Source organism: Spiroplasma sp. NBRC 100390, assembly GCF_001886495.1.
In the GTDB taxonomy this organism is placed as follows: Bacteria; Bacillota_I; Bacilli_A; order Mycoplasmatales; family Mycoplasmataceae; genus Spiroplasma.
In genome coordinates, this window is sequence record NZ_CP018022.1 from 780,712 (window position 1) to 806,960 (window position 26,249).

Genomic DNA, 26,249 nt, shown 5'->3' on the forward strand with positions numbered 1-26,249 from the left:
CTTTATTTTTCTCCTTCTTGCTTCTCATATTCAACAATAATAATTGGCCCATCCGTGCAAATTTTCTTATTAATCCCATCAATTGTTTTTGAACAACCCATACAAGCTCCAACACCACAAGCCATATGACTTTCATAAGAGATTTGTGTTGCAATTTGCTTTTGTTTTGCAATTTGATTAATTTTTGTTAAAACAACATCTGGCCCACACGCAACAATCATTTCTGGTTGGTGTTCTTGTAAATACTGTTCTAATGCTATAACAATGTTTTGCTGGCATCCAATTGACCCATCATCTGTGTTTAATAAAAAGGAAATATTATCTTGAAATAAAGATAAAACATTTAAGGCATTTTTAGTTCGTCCCCCAAAAATTGCTGTATACTTAATACCTTTTTTAATCAAATCATCAATTAACGCTTTCATTGGCGCAATACCAATTCCTCCCGCAATAATTAACAAATTATTGCTTTGCTCTGGAATTTGAAACCCCTGTCCATGGGGACCCTGAATTTGAACTGTTTGACCAACCGTTCATTTATTTGCCATATACCAGGTTCCCAACCCCTTGCATTGATAATAAACAGCAATGGTTTCTGCTTTAACATTAATATCAAAGAAACTAAATGGTCGCTTTAAAAAGAACTGCTGTGATGGTTCGATTAACATAAATTGGCCTGGCTGAGCAATTCTACTAAGTTGTGGAGCTTTAAAAGTTGCTAGTCATAAATCAGGTCCCAACTGCTCATTGGCTAATAATGTTGTTGTTTCAATTATTTGTTTTCCCATAAATTATGCTCCTTCCTCATTTAAATGATGAATTATCCCATTATGAATATTCATAATTGGTCAACCGGTTAAGGCCGTCCCCAAAAAAGGCGTATTTGTTGCTTTTGATTTTAATAATTTACTAGTCACCGTTTGGGTTAATGCCAAATCAATTACTGTAAAGTTAGCTTGATTATTAACCTTTAATTGGACATCATGATGTTGAATTAACTTTTGGGGATTAACTGTTAAAGCATTAATAATTGTTGCTAATGGTACTTTTTGCGGTTGAACTAATTTTGTGTATAACAACGGAAAAGTTAATTGTAAACCAATAATCCCCATTGCACTAGTTACAAACAATTCTTTTTCTTTTGCTTGGTGCGGAGCATGGTCTGTTGCAATCACATCAATTGTGCCATCATTTAAAGCGGCAATTAAACTTAATTGATCACTTTTTAGATTTAAAGGTGGATTCATAAGATAATTACCATCATTTATTAAGATATCATCTGTTGATAATGTTAAATGATGTGGTGTTACTTCACAAGTTAAAAATGGATTAATTGCTTTACTCTTGCGAACTAAAGCGACACTTTTAGCCGTTGAAAGATGACATAAATGATATCGTAACTGCAACTGATTGACAATTGCTAAATCACGCCTTAATGGTCCGGTCTCATAATTTTCATCAACTCCAGTTAAATTAAATCTTGCCGCAACCGTTTGATTTAAAACAATTGTTGATGGCGATAATTCCTGGCGGTTATCAACATGTAACGAAACTAATTTATTATTAGTTTGTCCATATTTTAAAGCTGTTAGTAGTAAATCTTGATTAGTCAGATAAATACCATCATCACTAAAACCAATAACATCTTCACCGAAACTAGCAAAATCAACTGCTTTCTGCCCCGCTAAATTATTAGTAATAGCGCTAAAGAATTGGATATTAATTGGTAATTTTTTTGCTTTCATTAATAATGGCGCTAAAACGGTTGGATGATCAATAACAGGACTTGTATTGGCCATTACACAAACTGTTTGATAACCACCATATAACCCGCTTAAGGCACCACTTACTAAATCTTCCTTCTCTGTTTGACCAGGCTCACGAAAATGTGCATGTAAATCAATAAAACTTGGCACAATAATACAAGTTGATGATAATTTAATTTCTGTTCCTAGCACTGCTGATCCAATTTGAATAATGGCATTATCTTGGATGGTAATATTTGTTTGTTGAAAACCAGTTGATAAATAAACCTTAGCATTAGTAAAAGTATAAATCATTTTAGTTCGCACTTAAAATATTATTCAACAAGGCCATTCGCACAAAAACTCCATTTGCCATCTGATCAAATATTTTTGCCTGTTTACATTCAACAACATCATCATCAATTTCAATCCCACGGTTAAATGGCGCTGGATGCATAATAATTGCAGTTGGTTTCATTGTTGTAACTAAAACTGGCGTTAATTTATAATTATGTAAATAATCTAAATGGTATTGTTCATTATTAGCAAAACGTTCAAATTGATAACGCAATAACATTACAACATCCATTTTTGGTAAATTCTCTTTAAAATCAACACTAACAACCCCCGGCATTTGCAATTCATTAATTCCTGTCGTATAAACATTCATTCCTAACTTTTGCATAATCTGAATATTAGTTTTTGCAACACGAGAATACTTAATATCACCAACAATAATAATATTTAACCCAGCAAAATTACCAAATTGTTCTTTAATTGTTAACAAATCTAATAAGCTTTGTGTTGGATGATTTCCCGAACCATCCCCGGCATTTAAAATTGGAATCTTAATTTTATCAATTAAAGCATCATAATAATTATTTTCTGGGTGGCGGATTACTAATGCATCAACCCCTAATGCTTCAAAAGTTCTGATGGTATCATATAATGTTTCACCTTTTTTTGTAGCACTAAATTGCTCATTAAAATTTAAGGTTTTGCACCCTAATTTATGAGCAGCAACATCAAACGAATAATGTGTTCGCGTTGAAGGTTCAAAAAATAAGTTTGCCACAATTTTTCTTTGCTGATAATCTACTTTTTTAATATTATTTTTAAATTGCAAAGCTTCCATTAAAACAGCATTAACTTCTTGCTCATTTCAATCATCTAAATTAAAAAGACTTTTACTTTTCATTCTAATACTCTCACTTTCTGTTACCTTTTTTAAACATAAAAAAAACTTACTTAATTAATAAGATAAATCCAATTAATTAAGTAAGTTTTAAAATGATGGGGAGAAAATAAACTTAAGAACAAATGAGAAAGAAAAGTAAGAATTCTTTGCAGAAGATGTTTACTCTTATTTTTAACACAATTGTTCAATTTTCGCATTTGCATTTACTATCACCTTAATAATATATAATACCAAAAAAAATTAAATTGTAAAGCAAAAATAATGTTTTTTCCTCCAAATTTTAAAAGCTAGTTACTATATCATCCAGTCGATAATGCTGCTATCTTGTGATTTTAACTTATAAAGAACTCTATTTTCATTTGTTCATGGGTTCTTCCAATTATGTTTTTTTTGTTTTTTGACTCTTCTTTTTTATTTGTCTTGCCCTCTTTTTATCATTTCGTGCTTGACGATACTTTGTCACTAATTCATTATGTAAAGTTTTTCATTCATTGCGATAGTAAACTTTTAAACCGCGACGCTCTTGTAAATTTGAGCTATTTTTCAATTCAACACGTTGACGAAGACGCAGTTCTTTTGTCTTTGGTTCCGCATAATTCCGACCAGTAAAAAAGAACTGAATCCGACCCAAATAATTAAGCGGAACAGCGGTCCCCTTATTTTTTGCAATTTTATTAGCAATTAAAATAAAGGGAATGTAAAGCACAGCCATTAAAATTAAATTTGAGAGAGCTAAAATAATTCCCTTCCAACTTCCCGTTGTCAGAAAACCACCAATTCCCACCGGCGCCATTCAAGGAATTAATAATGCTGCTCCTGGCACAACACCAATTTGCATTCAAAACCATGTTCAAACTACTAGTAAACATGACCCAATAATGGCGGGAATTGCCATCACAGGGTTTAAAAATAACGGATATGCAAAAGTTACTGGTTCATCAATATTAAAAATTCCTGGAGCAATTAAATTTTTTGAAATAATTCGGGTCTGTTTATCACGCCCCATAATTAAAGTCATAAGTATTAACCCCAAGGACATTCCTCATCCCCCTAAAAAGATGAAGGCATCAAAAAATCCTAGCGAAAAAATAAATGGAAGGTCTTGACCGGCTTTAAAGGCAATTGAATTTTGAACGGTTGCATATAATCAAATTGGTCCAAAAATTCCATTCATAATGTTTGTTCCATGTAAACCAAAAAACCAAAAAATTGAAGCAAAGAAAATATAAATTAAGGCAAATCCTAACCCAACATTGGGATTAGAAGCAGCTTTCATAAAAGGATATGTGAAAAATTTATAAATTAAAGTAACTAGTGTTAATGCTTTAAAATTTAAATTAAAGGCACTATACTCTGGTTCAGTTGTTTTATTCAACAGAGTAAAATCGCCTCACATTGGATCAGAAGTCATTGTTAAATATTCAATTTTTTAACTAATGTACTTTGAACCGCAGTTAATGGTTGTAAAGTTCCATTCAATAATTGAAACATATCACCCGCAGTATTGCGATAAATTCCCGCAAAATTATCTTGTTTAGTAAATTGTTGATTAAATTGGTCAACCACAGTAAATTCAATTGATGAAAAAACTAATAACTGCGACACAATTCCAAACAAAAAAGTCGTAATAATTATTGGCAATAATTTTGCAAAAGCATGACCAACCGCTGGGGGAACATTTTTTGGCATTCTAATTGCTAAGCGATTATTACGTTGTAACAAAATAAATAATTCCGCACTCAAAAAAGCAATAATAATTCCAGAAAACAATCCTTCTGCCCCCATAAATTTATGAGTAAATTCTCAACCAGCAATCCCGGCTCCCGCCACAATAAAAGTTGCAAACGAGACAATTCCAGCCATTATTGCCGGATCTTGACCACGACGTTTTCCTAACAAATAACCAATTAGAAAAACAATATACAAGGTCATAACCATTAATGAAGCATTTCAAATTACCCCATTAACCGATTTTAAAGCATCAAGAGCTTTTACCGCATTAGGTAAGAAAACAATGCTATCACCTTCAAAACCGACATACATTTTACTTCAATAAGCAATTCAATATGATAATGAAATAACACTTTCACCTAAGATAATTTGATTAATAAATACGGCCAAAGCTCCCGCAATTAATAACGGAGTAATTAAAGCAAAACTATCCCGAATAATTGATAAGTGTGTTTGATTTCCAATTTTTCCAACAGTTGGAATAAATTTATTATTTAATCACGTTGTAAATTTATTCGGTTTTGTCGTCACTGATTCTTCCATAATTAAATCACCTTCTTTCTCAAATTATAAATTTAATTTTTGTAATGCAAAGGATAAAACTTTTTCACCATCACCCATGCCATAATCCATTTGGTCAATTATAAAAACTGGAATTTGATCTTTAATTGTTTTTTTAAAACGATCTAATTCATAACGAACTTGCGGTCCTAACAATATGATGCTGGCTTCTTGTCAACGATGAATTGCTTCAATTGTTGGAATTGCTAAAACAGTTACATCACAATTTAACTTTTTTGCAGCTTCTTCCATTCGTGACACCAAAATTGATGTACTCATCCCGGCAGAACAAGCCAACATAATAACTGGTTTTACATCCATTATATTTGGTTTCCTCTCTGTAAAAATTATTGTTGTAAATTAAATTTTCAATATTATTGTTGAGTAAATAGTTGCTAATTCCAAGCTTTTCTACTTTTAGTTTATCACAGTTTCTAGTTAAACAAAAAAAAAAAAAAAAAACGAATAATAAAATTCGTTCCTAAAAAATATTTTCCTTATTTTTTATTAATGATTTGGTCGTTAACTAAAACAATAAACTCATCAAAACTAACAGTTGTTTGTTCTTCTTGGCCATAAGCACGATATGTAATTAATTTTTGATCACGTTCTTGATCCCCAATCACAATTTGATATGGGATTTTTGCCACTTGTGCTTCTCGAATTTTATAACTTAATCGTTCATCACGATCATCAATGTTTGTTCGTAATTTTAGTTTTTTAAATTGCTGTTGTAGTTCTTCAGCATATCCTAAGTGGTGTTCATTATTAACTGGCATTAAAACAATTTGTTTTGGGGCTAATCAAAATGGTAATACCCCTTTTGTTTGTTCTAATAAAATTGCAATAAATCGTTCATACGTTCCAATCAAACCACGATGTAACATTACTGGCATTGCTTTTGCACCATTTGAGTCAATATAACTTAACTTAAACTTTTGCGGTAATAAAAAATCAAATTGGAGTGTTGAAACCGTAATTTCATGGTTTAAAGCAGTTTTAATTTGAACATCTAATTTTGGTCCATAAAAAGCAGCTTCACCAACCATTGGCACATATGGAATTTTTAAATCATCCAGCGCTTCTTGCAGCATTTGTTCAGCATGATTTCACATTTGATCATCATCATAATATTTTTCCTTATTAACTGGGTCACGTAATGATAAGGAGTAATAATCAACAGTAATATTTAAAGTTGTTAAAACTTCACTAATTAACTTAAAACAACGCTTAAATTCTTCTTTTAACTGGTCATGACGAAGAAAAATATGAGAATCAGTTAATTGCATCATGCGAACCCGTTCTAGTCCTGTTAAACTTCCTGATGTTTCATAACGGTGTAAAATTGCATGTTCGGCAATTCGAAGTGGCAAGTCACGATAACTACGTTGCTTGTAATTATAAACAGCAATATGATGGGGACAAGCCATTGGTCGTAAAACACTAATTTCATTATCTTGTGCCATTGGCGCAAACATATTTTCTTGATAATGATCTCAATGGCCAGAAATTTTATACATTTCACTTGTCCCAATAACCGGTGTATCAACTTCAATAAAATCATATTCTCATTCTTTATCACGGATATATTCTTGTAACACTTTTTTTAAGGCCATTCCATTTGGCAATCAAATTGGTAACCCTGGTCCAACTAACTGGTCAAATGTAAAAATTTCAAGGTCTTTCCCAATTTTCCGATGATCACGTTCTTTTCGTTCTTGATAAGTTAGCATTAATTGTTCAAATAATTCACGAGAAAAATGTGCACCACCAGTAATTCGTTGTAACATCTTATTCTTCGCATCATCTTGTCAATATGCTCCAGCTAATGTTCATAATTTAAAAACCTTAATATTTTTAGCAGAAATAACTGGATAATTATTGGGAAGATATAATTGTTCTGCAACAAAATAAGCAGATTGGTTATCGACAGGTTGTTCAGCCATAGTTGCTAATAAATATTCATTATTTTGATATCACTTTTTTGCTTCCGCTGTTGACCCATAAACAGGGTTAATTGGGATATTACCATTAATTAATTTTGTCATTTCTGCTTCAACAGCACTAATATCAGTTTCTTTTAGATGTGGTTCAACATCAATATCCACAAAAAAAGTATCATCTTGGTAAGCAATTTGAGCAATTTGGGCAGTTGGGTATAAATTAGTAATTGCTTTTGCAGTTATTAAGCTTGCTGTATAATTAATAATTGATAATGCTAATGGTGATTTATCAGTAATAATTTCTAATGTTCCATCTGTTGTCATAAGATAATCTAAGCTACAAACTTTGTTTGCAAAGACTCCTCCTAATGCTGTTTTCCCTAAGCTCGGAGCAATACTAGTTGCAACTGCTTGAATTGTTTGTGGTGCTGATAGTTCACGAACTTGACCATCAGGTAAAGTAATTTTAATCATTTTATATCTTCCTTTCTAAAAGAAAAACTCGCTCCCAATATTATTTATTAATAATACTAGGAGCGAGTTTTTCGCGGTACCATCCTAATTAAATTAGGCAAGAACCTAATTTATCTTTCACACTTAATAACGAAAAGTGCTTAAACGTAAACTTATTTGTTGCTAGTAATTTAACCGTTCTTTTATTAAGCTTCCATCATCCTTAACTTGCTGGGAAAAGAAGAGTGGTTAAACCATGGTCAACTTGTTTAATTTATTTAATTGTAATTTCTTTAATTTCTTCATTACGAGCAAATAGGATTGTTGAACCAATTTTTGCTCCTCATTTTTTTGCAACTTCACAAATTGCCTTATCGTTAGTTTTAAAATCATCATAATTATCAACTTTGTTCATAAAAATTGAATGTCAGGCTCCAAAGGCCGTATATAACTCCGGAATTGGCGTAACCCCTAAAATTATAATATTAGGACGGAATTTTGAAATTGTTTTCAATAATTCCCCCGTATTTGAAACAACCACCGCATATTCATATTTACCATCTTTAGCTTTATTTGCTAATTTTTTTGCAATTTCAGCCCGTGGTCCTGATGTTGAGCGGGTTGCATCTTCTAATTGTTTACCATAGTATAATTTTGAATAAAATTCATGTTCGGCACGTTTGTTAATTAACGCCATTGTCCCAACAGTAATAAAGGGATAATCACCATTTGCTGATTCTCCTGATAACATTGTTGCGTCAGACCCTAATTCTGTTGCAAAGTAAACATCAGTTACTTCTGCTCTTGTTGGTGAAGGATTTTCCGTCATTGTTTCTAACATTTGCGTTGCCACAATCACAATTTTTCCTGCTTCTCGACATTTACGAATAATGATTTTTTCTCAATATGGAACATCATAATAAGGAATCTCTAATCCTAAGTCTCCCCGTGCCACCATAATTCCGTCTGCTGCAGCAATAATTTCATCAATATTATTAATTCCAATTTGTGATTCAATTTTAGCAATAATTTGAATATGCTCAGCATCACACTCTTTTAATAATTTTCGAATTTCGTTGATATTTGCCGCTGTATTAACAAATGAAGCAGCAATATAATCAATCCCTTGTTCAACCCCAAATTTAATATCATTAATATCTTTTTCAGCTAAAAACGGTAAGGTAAAATCAACCCCCGGTAAATTAATTCTTTTGTTTGTTTTAACAATGTGATGATTAAATGCTTTTGTTTCAATTAATCCTGGTTTTACCGCTGTCACATTTAGTTGTAATTTCCCATCATCAACTAACACAACATCTCCAACTTTTAAATCTTGGGACATATCATAAGAAACTGTCATTTCAGTTCCCGTTCCCTCACGAGTTTGATATTCATTTGGCAACGAATAAATTGTTACTGTTGCACCAGCAATAATTTCTTGCTTCCCATCTTTCATTATTCCAACCCGAATTTCTGGTCCCTTTGTATCTAATAAAACTGAAATTGGTTTTCCAATTTTTGCACTAACTTCTTTTGCTCAAACAATTCGTGCCCCTTGTTCTTCATGATCTCCATGTGAAAAGTTTAACCGAATCGTATTCATTCCCACTTTGAACAATTCTTCAATCGCCCCCGCTGAATGCGTACTTGGCCCGATTGTTGTTATAATCTTTGTTCGTTTCATTTTTTCATTAATATTAAAGTTATCCATTCTTTTGACAATCTCCTTCTAAAATATCTTACCACCTTATTTTATCGCAAAATTATGATTTTTGATAAATATTCTGATTTAATTCATCAAATTGTGCTCAAATTTTTTTGCGCGAAGCACGAGGGATACTTAATGCTTCCATAATTGGTCGAGCAACAATTTGATCACCTTGATTTCCAATTGCTAATCCCCCATGACCAGCAATAATTTGTTCAACAGCAAATTGAGCCATTTGAAAAGCACGATAACGTTCCATTGCCGTTGGAATTCCACCACGTTGGGTATGTCCTAACACTGTGGCACGTGTTACATAACCACTTTTCTTTTCAACTAATTTTGCTAATTCATGAACGTCAGGATAAATCATCTCACTAACAACAACTACAACACTTCGTTTTTGTGCTTGGTGTAATGCCGCAACACGATTGGCAATTTCATCAGCAGTTAAAGCTGCTTCATTAATTGAAATTAAATCAGCACCTCCGGCAATTCCAGCATATAATGCAATATCACCACAAGCATGACCCATTACTTCAACAATTGCGCAACGATTGTGTGATTGCATTGTATCGCGTAAACGATCAATTGCTTCAACGACAATATTAATTGCCGTATCAAACCCAATTGTGTAATCTGACGAAGTAATATCATTATCAATCGTACCTGGTAAAGCAATACAGTTAATTCCCATTTCTGTTAAACGTTGTGCACCTTGATAACTACCATCCCCACCAATAACAACTAATGCTTCAATCCCCTGTTGTTTTAAATTAGCAACAGCTTTTTCTCGGACCGCTGGTTCTTTAAACTCTGGTAATCGCGCACTACCAATAACAGTTCCACCTAACCGCATAATACTATCCGCAAAATTATTATCAACAAGTTCAATTCAATTATTGACTAATCCTAAATAACCATCCCGAATAATATAAGTTTCTAAGCCTTTTGCGTGTGCCGTTTTAATTACTCCTGCAATTGCGGCATTCATTCCTTGTGAATCGCCCCCAGATGTTAGAATTCCAATTTTTTTCAACATATTGATACTCCTTTTCTTTTTTTCATCTTGTTATATTAATTTTAGTGGATATTCTACGATTGTAAAGATTTTTTTGACCAAAAGCATAAAAAACACTCATTAGTGAGTGTTTTTCTATTTTTAGTTTAATCAAAAAATATTTAGAACTTATTTAATATAAATATTTCTGAAACTCTTTCACCTTTAGCAGTTACTGTGAATTCAACTACTTGTGTATCTGTAAAATCACCTGGTTGTTCATTATTTGTGATTGTATAACCTGTTCCTAATGCAACATCATTAGGCCCCGTTTCTCTTAATTTATTTGCTGTTTCAACAGGTCCCATAATCGTTACATTAACGTTAAGTGTAAGTAAGCCCCTTGCTGCAACAGCACTTTTATCTGTTACAAAAAGTGTTTATTCTGAAATTCCTGGTGAAGTTACTCTTGACATATCAATTGTTGTTGCTTAATCTTCAATTGTAATTTCACTTGAAAATTCAGTTCCCGAAACATATCCTTGGACTTTTTTAGCGACTGTCAAGAACTCAGCAGATATCTCTCTATCTGTATCTTCTTTGTAAGATTCTTTAATTTGCACATCAGTTGCTTTTTTAATCGTTAAAGTAATCTTATCACCTTTTTTTAATGGGAAAGTAACACCATCTCCTAATTTGTAAGTAACAACAAAAGCATTTCTAAATAATGGCATATTAATTTCTTTACTTTTTTCGGGATCTTTTACTGTATTAGCAACAATTGTAATTACCCTAATATTTAGTGTATCTTCATCATCAACTCTCCTCAATAAAGATTTTTCAAAATCTGATGCCTTTAACCCTCCTAAGGTATCTTTGGTTTTATTATTTCATTTATTACATGCGACTACTGTCGTTGCTCCGGTTACCGTTAACCCGAATGCTCCTAAAATTGCTAACAGTTTTTTCATTTCTTTTTTCCTTTCTGATTCAGTACCTAATACAAAACAAAAGTAATTATTACAATTAAAAATTGCAATACATAATAATTGCAATACATAAGAGGAAAGAAACGTTAATTTACTATTACATATTTTAATAATACTTTTAACTGTTTCCTATCCTACTGAGTTTATTTATCTTTTTCTTAGTTTCTTTCTCTTATTCTAAGTTAAGAATATCATATTTTTTAAAAAAGACAATTAAATTGCAAAAAAATAAAAAAACACTAATTAATTAGTGTTTTTTTATTTTAGTTTAATTAAAAGATGTTTAAAATTTACTAAGTTGTAGCTTTAACTTGTACTGTAAATTCAAATGTTCCTGAGATTTTATCACCTTTAGCAGTTACTGTAAACTTAACTGGTTTTGCATCTGTAAAATCACCTGCTACTCCATCATTTGTGATCTCATAATCTGTTCCTAATGCAACATCGGCAGGTACCCCTGCTACTGCTTTAATTGCAGTTGCAACAGGTCCTGTAATCGCTGCATTACTGTTAAGGGCAGATAAATCACCTTCTTTAACATCAGCTGGATCTGTTACTGTAATTGTCTGTTCACCAATTGATGGTGCTGTTGCTCCTGAAATATCAACTGTTGTTGCTTGATCTTCAATTGTAATTTCACTTGAAAATTTAGTTCCTGAAATATATCCTTGTAATTTTTTAGCTAATGCTAAATCGTCATTACTGATGTCTTTGCTTTCTGCTGCTTTGTAAAATTCTTTGATTTGCGCATCAGTTGCTTTTTCAATTGTTAAAGTAAATTTCTTACCTTTGTCTAATGGATAAGCAGCATCTTTATCAGTAACAACAAAAGCGTGTCCAAATAATTTAAGATTGTCAGTGATTTCTTTCTTTTTAGCGTCATCTGCTGCTTTACCACCAACAATTGTAATTACTTTAGTATTTAAAGTAGCTTTATCTGCAGTTCCTAATAAGGCTTTAGCAAAATCTGATGCTTTTAATCCTCCTAAAGTATCTTTTTTGCTATCTCCTTTGTTACATGCAACTACTGTCGTTGCTCCGGTTGCTGTTAACCCGAATGCTCCTAAAATTGCTAGAAGTTTCTTCATTCTTTTTGTTTCCTTTCTGTTCAAGTAGGTTATATAAAAGCAAAAGTAATTATTACAATTAAAAATTGTAATACATAAGAGGAAAGGAACGTTAATTTACTATTAAATAATTTTAATAATACTTTAACTGCTTTCTTATCCTACTGACTTCATTTATATCTTTCTTAATTTCTTTCCCTTATACCGATAAGGATATCATATTTTCTTAAAAAAGCAATAAATATTTTGAAAAAAAAAAAAAAAAAAGATTTCCAATTAACTTGACTAATCTTTTTTTATTTCTTTTACTTCTTTTGGCGTTGACTCATCAGCTGGTTTTGAAGCTGCTGCTTGTTCACTATCTGGCACAAACATCATAATTTCCTGGTTTAATAAGTTAACATTATTAACCATAAATTGTCCAGCTTGACTTGCCAATGAAAAACGAGTTTTTTTCTTACTGCGACTTCCTTCAGTATAATGAATAATTAACTGGTTTGTTTTATCATTGCGTTCAACACGATTGATTTTACGAATTAAAATCCGTTCTCCTAAGAAAGCAATTTCTTTTTCATCAATCCCAATTGCAATTGTTTGTAAAAATAAGAAAATGTAAACTCCAACCGCAACTGTTAAAACAAAAGCAATTACAATTACAGCAATTACTGGTGCATTTGATGATGGTTTAATCACAAATTCTAATAAAAAGCCAACAATAACAACTGGTAAATTAATTCCTAACACAGTAAATAAAATAATTAAAATCTTTTTATTTACAAAACGTTCTTTAAATTCTCGTTTTGTAAAACTAATTAAATAACCAATAACTGACAAACTAACAGCAACAAATAAAAATGCTGCCATTGCGATTGCAATTATTGTTCCTTTTTGAGCATCCATTTTATGCCCTCCCTTCTGGCAAAAACAGTTCTATTTACGAACCTGTGCCATTACTTCTGTTGCAAAATCAACTTCTTCTTTTTCAATTCCTTCACCAACTTCGTAACGAATCATATCAACGACGCTAACATTATTTGCTTTAATAACATCGCTAACTTTTTGGTCTGGATTAACAACAAAAGTTTGATCAAGGAATGATATTTCGGCTAATTGTTTATTTAAACGCCCTTCAACCATTTTTTCTAAAATATTATCTGGTTTCCCAGCATTTTTAGGATCATTCTTTGCTTCAGTTGTTAAAATTGCTTTTTCACTTGCTAAAAAATCGGCTGAAATATCATTTCGTGAAATAAATTGGGGACGCATTGCTGACACATGCATTGCCAATTGTTTCCCAATTGTTTCATCAATTTGCCCCGTAAAAACTAACACCGTTACAATTCGTTGATTAGAATGTAAATAAATTCCTAACGATTGATCTTGTTGTAAATGTAATGTTTTAAAACGACGAAGCGTAATTTTTTCACCAATTGTTGCAATTGCATGAACAATAACTGTCTCTAATGATTCACCATTAACTGATAATTGTAATGCTTCTTCAACTGTTTTTGGATCATTATTTAGTAATGTTTCTCCAACAGTTGCCATTAAGGCTAAAAATTGTTTATTTATTCCAACAAAATCGGTTTCTGAATTAACTTCAAAAACAACTGTTTTATCTCCTTTTGTTACTAAACCAACTAATCCTTCCGCAGCAACACGGTCTGATTTTTTTGCAGCCTTCGTAATTCCTTTTTCGCGCAATCAAGTAATTGCTTTCTCAATGTTCCCATCTGTGGCTTCTAATGCTTTTTTACAGTCTAACATTCCGGCCCCAGTTCTTTCTCTTAATTCTTTCACTAATTGTGCAGTAACTGCCATACTGATTCTCCTTTCAAATTTAATGCTGCTTGTATTGAAACTAATCAGTTAATACAATTCAATTTTTGTTATTTTTTTGCTATTTTGCTATCAATAATTGTTAAATGTTTACCTAAGGCACTAACCATTTCGGCTTTTTTTCCTTTTGGTAATTCAAATAGATTTCCTAAAGTTTCTAATTCATCAACTTTTAATTTTGTTAATGTTTTTTCCAAATCGTTATCAACAACTTTAATTGTATTTAAATCAAAACTTGGTGTTGCGGCAACGGGGGTAACTTTTTCAGCTTTTACTTTTGGTGCTGGTTTTTCAGCTACTGTTGCTGCTGAAGCAACTTTTTCAGCTTTTACTTTTGGTACTGACTCTTCACTTGCTGGTGCTACTGAAACAACTTTCTCAGTTTTTACTTTTGGCGCTGGTTGTTCATTTGCCATTACTGCTGGAACAACTTTCTCAGTTGTTTGATCAGCGATAACTCGCGTTGAACTAGCTGTTCCTTCTGGACGTTGATCACGCGCAGGACTATTACGGTTAAATGAACGACGGTTATCATATTGACCACCACGTGGCCCACGATTGTCATCCCCTTCACGACGAACAAATTCATTTGGTTTGAATTGTGGTTCTGGCATTTTAAGTCCCATTGCATCCCCATATAAATCAGCAATATGATGAGTAATAATTGCGATTGAACGCGAAGTATCATCATTAGCTGGAATAACATAATCAATTGGATCGGGGTCAACATTTGTATCACAAATTGCAATGACTGGAATTCGTAATTTTCGTGCTTCACGCACAGCAATATGTTCTTCTTTGGGATCCACCACAAATAATGCTTGTGGTAATTCTTTCATTCCTTTAATTCCACCTAAGAATTTTTCCAATTTTTCTTTTTCTTTTTTAATTAACATTTGTTCTTTTTTTGGTAATAATTTTAATTCACCATTTTTTTCTTGACGTTCAATGTTTCATAAACGTTTTACTCGTAAATGAATTGTTTTTAAATTAGTTAATGTTCCACCTAATCAACGTTGATTAACATAAAAACATTCACAACGTTCTGCGGCGTCTTTTACAATTCATTTTGCTTGTTTTTTTGTTCCAACAAATAAAATCTTTCCTTTACGCGCTGCAATTGTTGTCATTAATTTTTTAACATCTTCTAATCGTCATAATGTTTGTTGCAAATCAATAATATGAATCTTATTTTTTTCCCCATAAATATATGGTTTCATTTTCGGATTTCATCTTTTTGTTTGGTGCCCAAATTGCGCACCAGATTCTCATAACATTTCTCTTGTTAATTCTTTTGCCATATTTCTATTAAATTCTCCTTTTCGTTAAGACTTCCATTTATTTCTAACATTTACCACTATCTTATTAAAATAAATAGCACTGGGCAAATGAATCCATAAATGTGTGTTGTATACCATTAATTTTTATTGAATACAAGCATTAAAATTATAACACACTTTATTTTAATCAAGCAAATAAAAAAGGCTTTTTATCTTAGATAAAAAGCCTTTTTAGCTGTTCATTTTTATAAGGTTGTTCATTTTATAAAATTATCATTTAAATTAAAAATTGTTTGTTTTTCAAATTTAATAATTTTTTCAATAGTAAATAAGTAAATCAAAAATAACAATCATTTCTTAATTCAACATTTTTAATTTCCAATTATTGGGATTAATTTCTTCTTTCGAAGGGTTATTTAAGGTTAAATTACGATTAAGTTGCTGTAACATTAAAACTTCAATCAAATCTAAGTCCCGTTCTTGGTAACTTTCGTCATTGTTATTAGCAAAAAACTGACAAAGATAAAGCATTAAAACAAATCAAACAAATAAATCAACAATTAAGGTTGCCACTGATCAAATTTGTTGTAATAATTGACGAATCTTAATATTATCATCAAAGACAAACGGTAACGATATTTTTGTTGAATTATTAAGTAAACTAAATAAAACTAAAATTGTTACAAACCGAATAATATTACTTTTTTCATCCTGACGTGTTAAAAAACCACATAATTGTAAAATAACAACAAAAAGTAAAATTACTAAGAAAGTGAATAAAACAAATACTCTTTATCATAACGAACATTGATATTATTTAAATTATTAACAATAACCGGACCAATAATAATAAACGGCGAAGCGTAAACAACATATAATAGAATCGATACTAAACGCCGGTTATTAAAAATCATTGCTAACGCAATCGTCAACTGCACGTATGAATACCCTGTTAGCAAAGTTCGATAATAACTTGGATCAATTGAATAATCGGGAACTAACACTAAATTTCAAATAATACTACTAAAGAAAAAAACACTAATTCCCCCAATTATTACCCCAAAATTTAATAACCCATGCGAGGCCCTAATCTTTTTACTCTTATAATGGAGAAATGTTCATGATGAAAGAATTGTAAACAAGAAAAAGGCCGCAAAAATAAACATTCATAAGAAAAATTTAAAAACACCATCATCAGCATATCTATTATTAAGAATTCATTCTCGTAGAAGCGAATTATCTAAATAATCTTTAAATATAATATCATCAAATGAATAATACATTTCTGGTCCCTCCTTTGCAAAACAAACTTATCCATTTTTATTATACACTCCTTTTATTTAAAAAAAAAAAAAAAAAGTTTTTTATAAAAACTGTTAATATGTTGACCAAATCGCAATTCCAACACTATAATCACGTTCATGACTAAGTGAAACATGAACAATGTCATTTTCTTCTAAGGTAATTCCTTCAACATGTAATTTATTATCATCTTTTAACTTAATTGTTACTTCATTTAAAATTAACTTTATTTCCAGGGCTTTAATTAATGCTTCTTTCGCTGCTCAACGACCAGCTAAAAACTGACGCTGACGTTCTTTATCAAACAATGTTTCATATTCTTTTAATTCAATTGCACTCAATAATTTTTGGCTTAGTTCTGCTGATGGTTTAATTCGTTTATTTTGAATAATGTCAATCCCAACATTCTTTATCATCCTTAATGCTCTCCTCTTCTTAACTTAGTAATATTTTAACAAATTCAACAAAAAAACGATATAATATTAAAGAAAGAAATAACGGGGACAATCATATGAACAATGTTAGTTTTAAAAAAGTTGATCCAAAAATTATTACAGAAATTATTAATACTTATCAAACTTATAAAATCAATAATACTGACCCCAATAAGGTTAATGTTTTTAATAAAAATGGCATTACAATTACCATTTATAAAACAAATAGTGTATTATTTCAAGGTTATCATGCCGATAAAGAAGCCGCAAAATTTTTTATCATCCCAGCAAACCCCATTATTAACCCTTGTCAACCAACATCTTACTTTGAAACAGATGTTATTGGAAATGATGAGGTTGGTGTTGGCGATGTTTTTGGTCCACTCGTTGTTACGGCTAGTTATTTACCGCCCGCAACTTTTGATAAATTAAGAGCTTTGCCAATTAAAGATAGCAAGAAAATGACAACCGAGCAAATTATGACATTAGCCCCAATTATTAAAAAACTGGTCAATGCTGTTACAATTGTTATTGATAATAACCAATATAATCAATGATATACCCAATATCAAAATGCCCATGTGATTAAAGCTTTGGCTCACAATCAAGCCTTAGTCCAATTATTAGCAACTTATCAATTAACAAATAAAACCATTTTTATTGACCAATTTGTTAATGCTGTTAAATATTTTGAATATTTGTCAAAAATAACCCCCGTTATTAAAGATAATGTCATTTTTATTACCAAAGGAGAAGAAAAATCTTTAGCAATTGCTTGTAGTGCTATTCTTAGCCGTGCTGCCTTCTTAACAGCCATTAAGAATCTTGAAACAAAATATCATCTTGCTTTTCCGTTGGGAGCAAATGAAAAAGTTAAAGCTTTAGCACAAAAATACAAAGCAACCAAACCTCTTAGTGATTATCAACATTTTTTAAAAATCCATTTTAACTTAACAGCAAAATAATCCTTGGCAAGGATTATTTTTCATCTTCAGCTAAACGAAGCATTTCATCAGGAATACTTTTACTTTTTAATTTCAGCGGTTTATGATGGGTTGCTAAATAAGTATCTAAATCACTTTTTGAATACTTGTGATTATTTAAACACAAGGTCGCAATTACAATATCAAAGATTGGCCCGGCAATTCAAATCCAATTAAAACAGACTAAGGCGATGGAACAAAACCCAACCACAATCCGTGCTCAATAAAAGTTTGCTAATCCTAAAATTGCAAAAATTAAAGTAATAATACTAAAAATAATAATGATAATACTAAATGATAAGACAATTTCATTCTTATAAGGATAATTTAAAATTTTTGACCAAACATTTCGTAAAACATAATATAGAATTGAAAAAATAATGTTAAATATTCCAACAACAATTGCTAAAATCATCGCAATTTTTCCCTTATGATCTAATTGGCGATATTGTTTAATGTTCAACATAATTTTAATTTCATCAACTTTAGTAATATTATTTTCTTTAATTTGTTTACGAAAATAAAATAAGTTATTAATCCAAATAAAAAAATATTGAAACGAAGTACATAACGTAAAAATAAGCACCGTACCAACCGCCAACATTGGAAAACCATTTGTAGCATAGAAATTTAAAAAGAAATATGGAAATAAGGTATTATCTGGTTGCTGGTCAACATGGCGAATATAACCACGAATTAAAACACAAATTAAGTATAATAACGGATATAAACAAATTAATCAGTAATTAGCTTTATGATGCGTTTCAAATTTGTAAAAAGTATCACCTGCAGTAACAATATAACTTAAAAGCATTGCCACCGGAATAATTGTGTGTAAAATAAAGGTTGAAATTCATTCATAAACACTCATATTTTTAACAAGATCACCTTGCACAAATAATCCAAACCAAAAGACTAGCATTGTCATTGTAATATAAACTGTCACCATTAAGCGAATAATAAAATCAGGCTTGGTGTTTTTAAATTTCTTTTGAAATAAATAAAAAACAAAATAAACAAAAACAAGATAATTTGATTGAGTTGTAAAATAAGCATAATAGTGACTTAACCGTTCCCCATATGATGGTAACTGGCCATAAATACCACTGTTTGTTTTTAAAACTAAAATAAAATCACACACTAAAAAAATAAAAATTAGCATAATGCCAATAATTCGATAAATAAATAACTTTTGATCGGTAAAATATTTTTTCATTATGAACAACCTTCCTAATTAACATTTAATAAGAAAATGGTTTGATATTTATTGTGTTTGCCGAGTTACAATGACATTAATAACTGGTAACGAACGATAACTAACATGCGCTTGGTCAAACATTCGTTTTGCTGCTTTGTTATCATCACTACCAACGTATTTATCATCATCATAAATGATTTCCTTAATTCCTGCTTGAATGATAATTTTAGCACATTCGGCACAAGGAAATAAGGTTGTATAAATTCGACAATTTTCTAAGTTCGTACGAGCACTTAAAATCGCATTTAATTCGGCATGCGCAACATAAGGATATTTTGTATTCAAATATTCTCCGTCTCGTGCTCAGGGAAATTCATCATCATTTAAACCGCGGGGTAAGCCATTATAACCCGTGGCAATAATTTGACCAATTTGATTAACAACACAACTGCCAACTTGCGTATGCGGGTCTTTACTACGCATCGCACAAACATGCGCCACACTCAAGAAAAAGTCATCTCATGATAAGTAATCAGAGCGTTTCTTCGTTGTTAACGGTGCCATAAAACCATTCCAAACAAGTTAATGGCATCCTTCATTGGTTGTTGATTTGATAACAAGAAATTTGGTCAATGATTTTTTGGATAAAAATAATAACTTCCCAGCATATCTTCAATGCTGCCCTTACTTACTAACCCGGCTCGTCAATAACTCATTAAAGCATCAATAACATCACCATTATATGGCGGAACATAACGTTGTCATGCTAAAGTAACAGCAACAACAGTGATCATGGCTGTAACAACCAAAACAGGATATAACATTGTTCAATTTATCCGGTTTGTCCGATTAAATTCTAAACAATAACCAATGGCACTACCGGCAAAAAAACCAACTAGGTTGATTAAATAATATGAATAACCTAAAAATAATGGCATTAATAACAATCAAACAATAATAATTAATGTCCGTTGGTTTGCAATTAAAGCTCCCAAATCATCTTTTCCATAATTATAACTAAATAAACTACCCCATAAAATTGCTAATAAAATGGTTGATCCCCCAAAGATTCAATTTGGTAACACCGCTGCTAAAAATAAGCCCGCTAACGGAACACCAAAGATTAAAATAATAATTAACCGTCATCGTCCTAATAACGCTTCAGCATAACGCGCAACACTAAAAATCATAAATAAGTTTAAAACAACTAATAATGGATTAGAAGAAAATAAAATATAAGTTCATAATCTTCACCATTGATTATTTCAAATTAATAAATCACGCGTAATTCCTCCGTAAACAAGCGAAGTTGCATTTTCACTTAAATCTTTGGTATTAAAAATTTGTGCCCCAAAAAAGATTCCAACGATTGGAATAATTAATAATAACGCAACTAAAACTCATGTTACACCTAAATTATTAACACTTAACTTTTCACTTAACTGTTTTAAGTTTTTTGTTAATTTACTATTTGGATCTTTCATCCCATCTAAGATTTCTTCTGGTGACATCCCCGCCATTGAATTACCATCATTGTTATCTTCTAACATTGAAATTTTTGGATAATAATTGCTTAATCGATCAAGATAATTATGACTATCAACAAATAAAACAACATCACCATTATCTTCTTTATAAACCTGCGAGCGATTTTCAATTAAAATAATTGATAAAATAGAAAGTTTTACTCGTTGAAATTTTTTATTTAAAAAAGTTCTTAAATCTTTTACAACTTCATCAGCAATAACATAATCTTTAAAATCATCAATAATTTTAATGATTTGAAATTCTTTACTATCAACTTTATATAAATAAACATTGTTATTACCTCGGGGTTTATTTTTATAAACATTGTATTTTTCTTGTTTAAGAAAATAATCAACCAATGATAACTTGTCTTTATCAAAACTCATTGTTTCCTATCCTTTCGCGCGTAATGCTGCTAATTTATTTTCAAACTCCAATGGTAATGCTGCTGATACCGTAATTGGAAGTCTTGTAATTGGATGCATAAAAGTTAACTGATACGCATGCAAATATTGTCCAAATGATTCCTTTTTATCAGCAACCGTTCCGTATAACGGGTCACCAACAACCGGATGGTTAATATACTTTAAATGCGCTCGAATTTGATGCGTGCGACCAGTTTCTAACTCACACTCTATATAAGTATAATCATTAAAGCGCTCAATTACAAGAATATTAGTCACTGCTTTTTTAGAATTTTTTGCCGTAACAACCATTTTCTTTCGTTCTTGTGGATCACGACCAATTGGAGCATCAATCTTTGCTCGATTCTCAACAATATTACCATGTACTAATGCTAAATAACGCCGTTGTAATTGTTTTGTTTGAATTTGTTCTTGTAATTGTTGATGAATAAAATCATTTTTAGCAATAATTAATGTCCCCGTCGTTTGTCGATCAATTCGGTGAACGATTCCTGGTCGTAGTTCACCACTAACAGTTGATCAATTTTTACTTCGTGCCATTAAAGCATTAACTAACGTATCATTCAAATGACCTGGCGCTGGATGAACAACTAAATTATTTGGTTTATCAATCACCAATATTACATCATCTTCGTACAACACCGTTAATGGCATTGCCATTGGTGTTAACTTTGTTGTTGCTGGTTCTGGTAAAGTAACCATCATTATATCACCAATTTGAACAGTATAATTTTGGTGAACAAGTTGGTCATTAACTTGCACTTGGTCTTGGGTTATTAATTCCTGAATTTTTGTTCGTGATAAGGGCGTTGCTGTTGTGGCAAAATGAGCAACTAAAATCTTATCAATACGACCACTTGTGGATGAAACAAAAGTAATTTTAGTCATTAATAGTATTACTTTCTTCCCGGTTACTTCGTGCACGATTACGATAAAAACGCACAATTTCAACGATAATTGCTAACACTAGAACAACAACCCCAAACGTTACTCAAGTATCTGATAAATTAAAAATACTATACGGTGGAAAGAGAATTCACGCTAAAAAGTCAACAACTCCGCCCTGATTTCACATTCGATCGATTAAATTTCCAACACCACCACATGTAATCATAATTAAACCAATCGCTGCTGTTTTATTATTAATATATAAAAAAACAGTAAAAGCTAACATCGTAATTAAAACCGCCCCAATAATTGTCGCCACTAAATTATCAGCATTCGCTCCGAAAGCAATTCCTTTGTTAACAACAAACTTAAAATTAATAAAGCCATCAAGAAACTTAACTTCTGGTGCATAAGGATCATGGGATAATAAATGAAAGGCCAATTGCTTCGTAATAATATCTAAAATTAATAAACCAATAAAAATTGGTAAGCAAACTTGGAGCTTAAATTTTCAAATATAATTTCGACTTTTAAAATGTTCATGGACATCACGTCAAAATTGCTTTGTACGTTCTCTCATTTTTTCTAACTCCTTTTTATTTGTTATTATTATCGCACATTTTTTGCTAATAAAACATTAAAACAACGATCACAAATGTCATTATTTTCAGTATTTAAATGTTCATAAATCATTCAACAACGTTGGCATTTAAAACCATCTTTTTCTTGCGCTGTGATATAACTTGTTTCATACTCTGTTAAATTATTGTGGTTAGTAGTAAAAATAATTTCACTAACAATAAAGATTTGATGTAAATCAGCAATTGCGGCTAATTTAGCATAAGGTGGTTTTAAAGCAATTGTTAATTGACATTCCAATGATTTTTTAATTTCCTTGCGTTCACGACGATATTCTAATTCTTTATTAACATCATCACGTAATTTTAAAACTTGTTCTCATTTTGCCACTAACTCTAAACTAATTGATTTCGTAAAGACAAAGTTTTCTTCTAAATGAACCGAACTTTGTTGCTGTGGATACTTAATAAATTTGTGACTTTCTTCAATTGTATGCGGAATAAGTGGTTTTAAAGCATCACTTAAAATACGATATAAATAATATAACGTTGTTTGAACTGCTCGACGTCGTGGTGAGGTCATTGTTTCAATATATAAAATATCTTTAATAAAATCTAAGTAAAACTTCGATAATGTTGTTGTGACAAAATTATTAATTAACATATAAACATTATTAAAATTAAACTCTTCATAACTACGATTAACTTTTTGTTGAAATTCACGAGCTAAATGTAAAACATATCAATCAACTTCGGCTAAATCATCTTGCAAGTCAGTTGCTGCGTTAAAATCAGTTAAATTAGCTAATAAAAATCGCAATGTATTCCGGATTTTTCGATACGCTTCAGCAACTTGTTTTAAAATATCAGGTCCAATTTTAACATCATCACGATAATCCACCGCGGCAACTCACATTCGTAAAATATCAGCCCCATATTGATCAGTAATTGCTAATGGCGAAATAACATTTCCTAACGACTTACTCATTTTTCGACCCTTTTCATCATTAGCAAAACCATGGGATAAAACAACTTGATATGGCGCTTGTCCCGTTGCCACAACTGAAGTAATTAACGAAGAATTAAATCATCCCCGAAATTGGTCAATTCCTTCTAAATACACATGCACCGGATGCGGTAACTGGTGCGCTTTTGTCACCGCTAAATTACTAACCCCACTATCAAACCATACATCCATAATATCTTGTTCTTTTCGTCAGTGGCGATTTTGATAAGCTGGTGGTAACAATTGGTCAGCTGTCCATTCAAACCAAATATCAGTCGTCTTTGCTTCTTGAAAGAGCTTAATAACATGGTCAATTAATTCCGAATTAAATTGGGGAACATTATTCTCATCATAAAAAGCAATAATTGGTACTCCTCATAACCGTTGACGTGAAATACATCAATCTTGGCGATTTTCAATCATTGTTTCCATTCGCTTTGCTGCTCATTGGGGATTTCATTGTACTTTTTTAATTTCCGCTAATAATGCTGGTTTCATTTTTTCAATTGAAACAAATCATTGTGCTGTTGCCCGATAAATAACCGGTTTTTTTGTTCGTCAATCAATTGGATGTTTATGCTTAATAAATTTTAATTTTAATAACGCCCCAGTTTGTTCCAATCGTTGCCCAATCATTTTATTGGCATTTTCATAAAAAACACCAATTAATGTTTCATCACCAACTTCCTTGGTGTATTTTCCCTCATCATCTAATGGGGCAAAAATCGGAATATTATTAGCACGCGCAATTTGATAGTCATCTTCACCAAACCCTGATGCCGTATGAACAATTCCGGTTCCAGCATCAGTTGTAACATGATGACCAAGCACAACGATACTATCCCGATTATATAACGGATGTTTTGTAATAATTCCCACTAAGGCTGTTCCCGGCACTTCTTGGAGAACTTGAACATCTTCTCATCCAATAACTGTTTGAAGGTCTTCTAATAATGCTTTGGCAACTAAATATTTTACCCCCTGGACTAACACTTCAACATAAACAATTTCTGCGCCAACAGCTAACAGTTGGTTCATTGGAATTGTTCATGGCGTTGTTGTTCAAATCACAATTTTTGTCCCCGGACTAATTAGTTTATTCCCTGTTGTAACATCAAAAGCAACATAAATTGAGGGAGCAGGTAATTCTTCATATTCAATTTCAGCTTCTGCTAAAGCTGATTCACTTGATGGCGACCAATAAATTGGTTTTAACTGACGATAAATCAACTGTTTTTGGACCATTGTTTCAAACAACCGTAATTGTTCTAATTCATATTTCAAATCTAAAGTTACATAACGATTTGTAAAGTCACTAAATAACCCCAAACGACTAAATTGTTCAATTTGTTTATCAATTTGTTCTAAGGCGTATTTTCGGCAAATTTGGCGAAATACAACTGGTGGTGTTGTTTTTCGATCAACCCCACTTTTTACAACCGCTGTTTCAATTGGCAAGCCATGAGTATCTCACCCACAAATTCACGGACTGTGTCAACCTTTTTGGTTATAATAACGAACAATAAAATCTTTTAAAATTTTATTTAACGCATGACCAACATGCAAGTCGCCATTAGCATAAGGGGGGCCATCATGTAAAATAAACGGTGGTTGGTCGTGGTTGTGTTGATAACGTGCGGCAACAACATTGTTACGTAATCATTCCAATTGGATTTTTGGTTCTTTTTCTGTTAAATTTGCTTTCATTTCAAATAAAGTATTTGGGGTCAATAAGGTATCTTTATAGTTCATCAAAATCGTTCCTTTCTGTCATAAAAAAAGTAAGACTATAAGAGCGCCGATATGGCGCGGTACCATCTTACTTTATAAATATTTGTTCAATATTTACCTTTTTTTACAATGCTTTTTTAGTTGTAAAAACAAGGGATAATTATTTGGGTTTTATAATTAGCTCTCATCATCCTAATCTTGCTGCGATAAAAGGGCCAAATAATTGTGGTTTGTTTTCTTATAGATAAATCTTACACTATTTATCTAATTTTGTTAATAATTTCTTTCTTAATCATTTCGGTAATCCGTTCACCATCATTAATCGAAAAGGCATAAATTCGTTTATTTCGTTCTAAAAACTCATCAATTACTTTTAAGACATTTTGTGGATTATGTCGTTGACGGTCAATTTCTTCTAATAAAACAGCAATTTCATCTTTAAACGCATATGAAAAATCAACCGCTTTCATAATAATACGACCGGCATTATGACTAGCAACTTCAAAAGCTTCCCGTGATTTTTCAATATTATATCGCGAAATATGTTCTAAATGTTGAAGTTCTTGCAACCGTTGTACTAATTGGCGATTATCATATGTTAACTTTTCAATAATTTCATTCTGTTCACGAATAACTGTTCGTAAGTCTCTATCTTGTTCTGCCATA

26 protein-coding genes are annotated in these 26,249 nt (G+C 31.5%); 1 reads left to right on the forward strand and 25 read right to left on the reverse strand.

The window, feature by feature from the left end:
- Positions 1–2: 2 nt before the first annotated feature.
- The 18 genes from S100390_RS03455 to S100390_RS03535 form a co-directional block, all read right to left on the reverse strand.
- On the reverse strand, positions 3–788 hold the full coding sequence (locus tag S100390_RS03455) for an iron-sulfur cluster-binding protein (RefSeq protein WP_070406898.1): 786 nt from the start codon (positions 786–788) through the stop codon (positions 3–5).
- A 3-nt stretch (positions 789–791) separates the two neighbouring features.
- Complete coding sequence (locus S100390_RS03460; RefSeq protein WP_070406899.1) at positions 792–2,060, reverse strand: dihydroorotase; 1,269 nt, start codon at positions 2,058–2,060, stop codon at positions 792–794.
- A gap of 1 nt (position 2,061) precedes the next feature.
- The gene (locus tag S100390_RS03465) at positions 2,062–2,943 is read right to left on the reverse strand and encodes an aspartate carbamoyltransferase catalytic subunit (RefSeq protein ID WP_070406900.1); all 882 of its coding nucleotides are present in this window, start codon (positions 2,941–2,943) and stop codon (positions 2,062–2,064) included.
- A gap of 379 nt (positions 2,944–3,322) precedes the next feature.
- The gene (locus S100390_RS03470) at positions 3,323–4,354 is read right to left on the reverse strand and encodes a PTS transporter subunit EIIC (protein WP_083258398.1); all 1,032 of its coding nucleotides are present in this window, start codon (positions 4,352–4,354) and stop codon (positions 3,323–3,325) included.
- A gap of 2 nt (positions 4,355–4,356) precedes the next feature.
- A complete protein-coding gene (locus tag S100390_RS03475) occupies positions 4,357–5,217 on the reverse strand; it encodes a PTS transporter subunit EIIC (protein WP_070406902.1) in 861 nt (286 codons plus the stop codon).
- A 24-nt stretch (positions 5,218–5,241) separates the two neighbouring features.
- Positions 5,242–5,556 (reverse strand): PTS sugar transporter subunit IIB, encoded by a 315-nt coding sequence (locus tag S100390_RS03480; protein ID WP_070406903.1) that lies wholly within the window; start codon positions 5,554–5,556, stop codon positions 5,242–5,244.
- A 176-nt stretch (positions 5,557–5,732) separates the two neighbouring features.
- The gene (thrS, locus tag S100390_RS03485; RefSeq protein ID WP_070406904.1) at positions 5,733–7,652 is read right to left on the reverse strand and encodes a threonine--tRNA ligase; all 1,920 of its coding nucleotides are present in this window, start codon (positions 7,650–7,652) and stop codon (positions 5,733–5,735) included.
- A 253-nt stretch (positions 7,653–7,905) separates the two neighbouring features.
- A complete protein-coding gene (gene pyk, locus S100390_RS03490) occupies positions 7,906–9,342 on the reverse strand; it encodes a pyruvate kinase (RefSeq protein ID WP_070406905.1) in 1,437 nt (478 codons plus the stop codon).
- Between the two features lie 52 nt (positions 9,343–9,394).
- Entirely contained in the window at positions 9,395–10,378 is a 984-nt protein-coding gene (gene pfkA, locus S100390_RS03495; RefSeq protein WP_070406906.1) for a 6-phosphofructokinase, read from the reverse strand.
- Positions 10,379–10,518: 140 nt separating this feature from the next.
- Positions 10,519–10,704, reverse strand: coding sequence for a hypothetical protein (locus S100390_RS03500; RefSeq protein ID WP_070406907.1), 186 nt, complete (start codon positions 10,702–10,704; stop codon positions 10,519–10,521).
- 123 nt (positions 10,705–10,827) lie between these two features.
- Positions 10,828–11,307, reverse strand: a complete 480-nt coding sequence (locus S100390_RS03505; protein WP_070406908.1) for a lipoprotein — start codon at positions 11,305–11,307, stop codon at positions 10,828–10,830.
- A 311-nt stretch (positions 11,308–11,618) separates the two neighbouring features.
- Entirely contained in the window at positions 11,619–12,413 is a 795-nt protein-coding gene (locus S100390_RS05485) for a spiralin lipoprotein (protein WP_070406909.1), read from the reverse strand.
- Positions 12,414–12,677: 264 nt separating this feature from the next.
- Entirely contained in the window at positions 12,678–13,292 is a 615-nt protein-coding gene (locus S100390_RS03515) for a hypothetical protein (RefSeq protein WP_070406910.1), read from the reverse strand.
- 30 nt (positions 13,293–13,322) lie between these two features.
- A complete protein-coding gene (gene tsf / locus S100390_RS03520) occupies positions 13,323–14,213 on the reverse strand; it encodes a translation elongation factor Ts (RefSeq protein WP_070406911.1) in 891 nt (296 codons plus the stop codon).
- A 68-nt stretch (positions 14,214–14,281) separates the two neighbouring features.
- Positions 14,282–15,532 carry a 30S ribosomal protein S2 gene (gene rpsB, locus S100390_RS03525; protein ID WP_070406912.1) on the reverse strand — a complete coding sequence of 417 codons (1,251 nt, stop codon included), beginning with the start codon at positions 15,530–15,532 and terminating at the stop codon, positions 14,282–14,284.
- Between the two features lie 336 nt (positions 15,533–15,868).
- On the reverse strand, positions 15,869–16,084 hold the full coding sequence (locus S100390_RS05585) for a hypothetical protein (RefSeq protein WP_231918025.1): 216 nt from the start codon (positions 16,082–16,084) through the stop codon (positions 15,869–15,871).
- Between the two features lie 191 nt (positions 16,085–16,275).
- Complete coding sequence (locus S100390_RS05590; RefSeq protein WP_231918026.1) at positions 16,276–16,794, reverse strand: hypothetical protein; 519 nt, start codon at positions 16,792–16,794, stop codon at positions 16,276–16,278.
- A 93-nt stretch (positions 16,795–16,887) separates the two neighbouring features.
- Entirely contained in the window at positions 16,888–17,229 is a 342-nt protein-coding gene (locus S100390_RS03535; protein ID WP_070406913.1) for a holo-ACP synthase, read from the reverse strand.
- Between the two features lie 95 nt (positions 17,230–17,324).
- Between S100390_RS03535 and rnhC the strand changes: the two genes are divergently transcribed.
- The gene (rnhC, locus tag S100390_RS03540) at positions 17,325–18,212 is read left to right on the forward strand and encodes a ribonuclease HIII (protein ID WP_070406914.1); all 888 of its coding nucleotides are present in this window, start codon (positions 17,325–17,327) and stop codon (positions 18,210–18,212) included.
- Positions 18,213–18,225: 13 nt separating this feature from the next.
- On the opposite strand, the gene S100390_RS03545 is transcribed toward rnhC, so the two are convergent.
- From S100390_RS03545 to S100390_RS03575, 7 genes are all read right to left on the reverse strand, one after another.
- Positions 18,226–19,446 (reverse strand): hypothetical protein, encoded by a 1,221-nt coding sequence (locus S100390_RS03545; RefSeq protein WP_070406915.1) that lies wholly within the window; start codon positions 19,444–19,446, stop codon positions 18,226–18,228.
- A 48-nt stretch (positions 19,447–19,494) separates the two neighbouring features.
- Complete coding sequence (locus tag S100390_RS03550) at positions 19,495–19,992, reverse strand: deoxycytidylate deaminase (RefSeq protein WP_070406916.1); 498 nt, start codon at positions 19,990–19,992, stop codon at positions 19,495–19,497.
- A complete protein-coding gene (locus S100390_RS03555) occupies positions 19,980–21,341 on the reverse strand; it encodes a rhomboid family intramembrane serine protease (RefSeq protein ID WP_071890217.1) in 1,362 nt (453 codons plus the stop codon). Before S100390_RS03555 ends, S100390_RS03550 begins: the two co-directional genes overlap by 13 nt.
- A gap of 6 nt (positions 21,342–21,347) precedes the next feature.
- Positions 21,348–22,268 (reverse strand): RluA family pseudouridine synthase, encoded by a 921-nt coding sequence (locus S100390_RS03560; protein WP_070406918.1) that lies wholly within the window; start codon positions 22,266–22,268, stop codon positions 21,348–21,350.
- Positions 22,261–22,848 (reverse strand): signal peptidase II, encoded by a 588-nt coding sequence (gene lspA, locus S100390_RS03565; RefSeq protein WP_070406919.1) that lies wholly within the window; start codon positions 22,846–22,848, stop codon positions 22,261–22,263. The genes S100390_RS03560 and lspA overlap by 8 nt, the downstream gene beginning before the upstream one ends.
- 29 nt (positions 22,849–22,877) lie before the next feature.
- Positions 22,878–25,604, reverse strand: coding sequence for an isoleucine--tRNA ligase (ileS, locus tag S100390_RS03570; RefSeq protein ID WP_070406920.1), 2,727 nt, complete (start codon positions 25,602–25,604; stop codon positions 22,878–22,880).
- Between the two features lie 239 nt (positions 25,605–25,843).
- Positions 25,844–26,248: a hypothetical protein gene (locus tag S100390_RS03575; protein WP_070406921.1), complete on the reverse strand. Its 405-nt coding sequence runs from the start codon at positions 26,246–26,248 to the stop codon at positions 25,844–25,846.
- Between the last annotated feature and the right edge of the window lies 1 nt (position 26,249).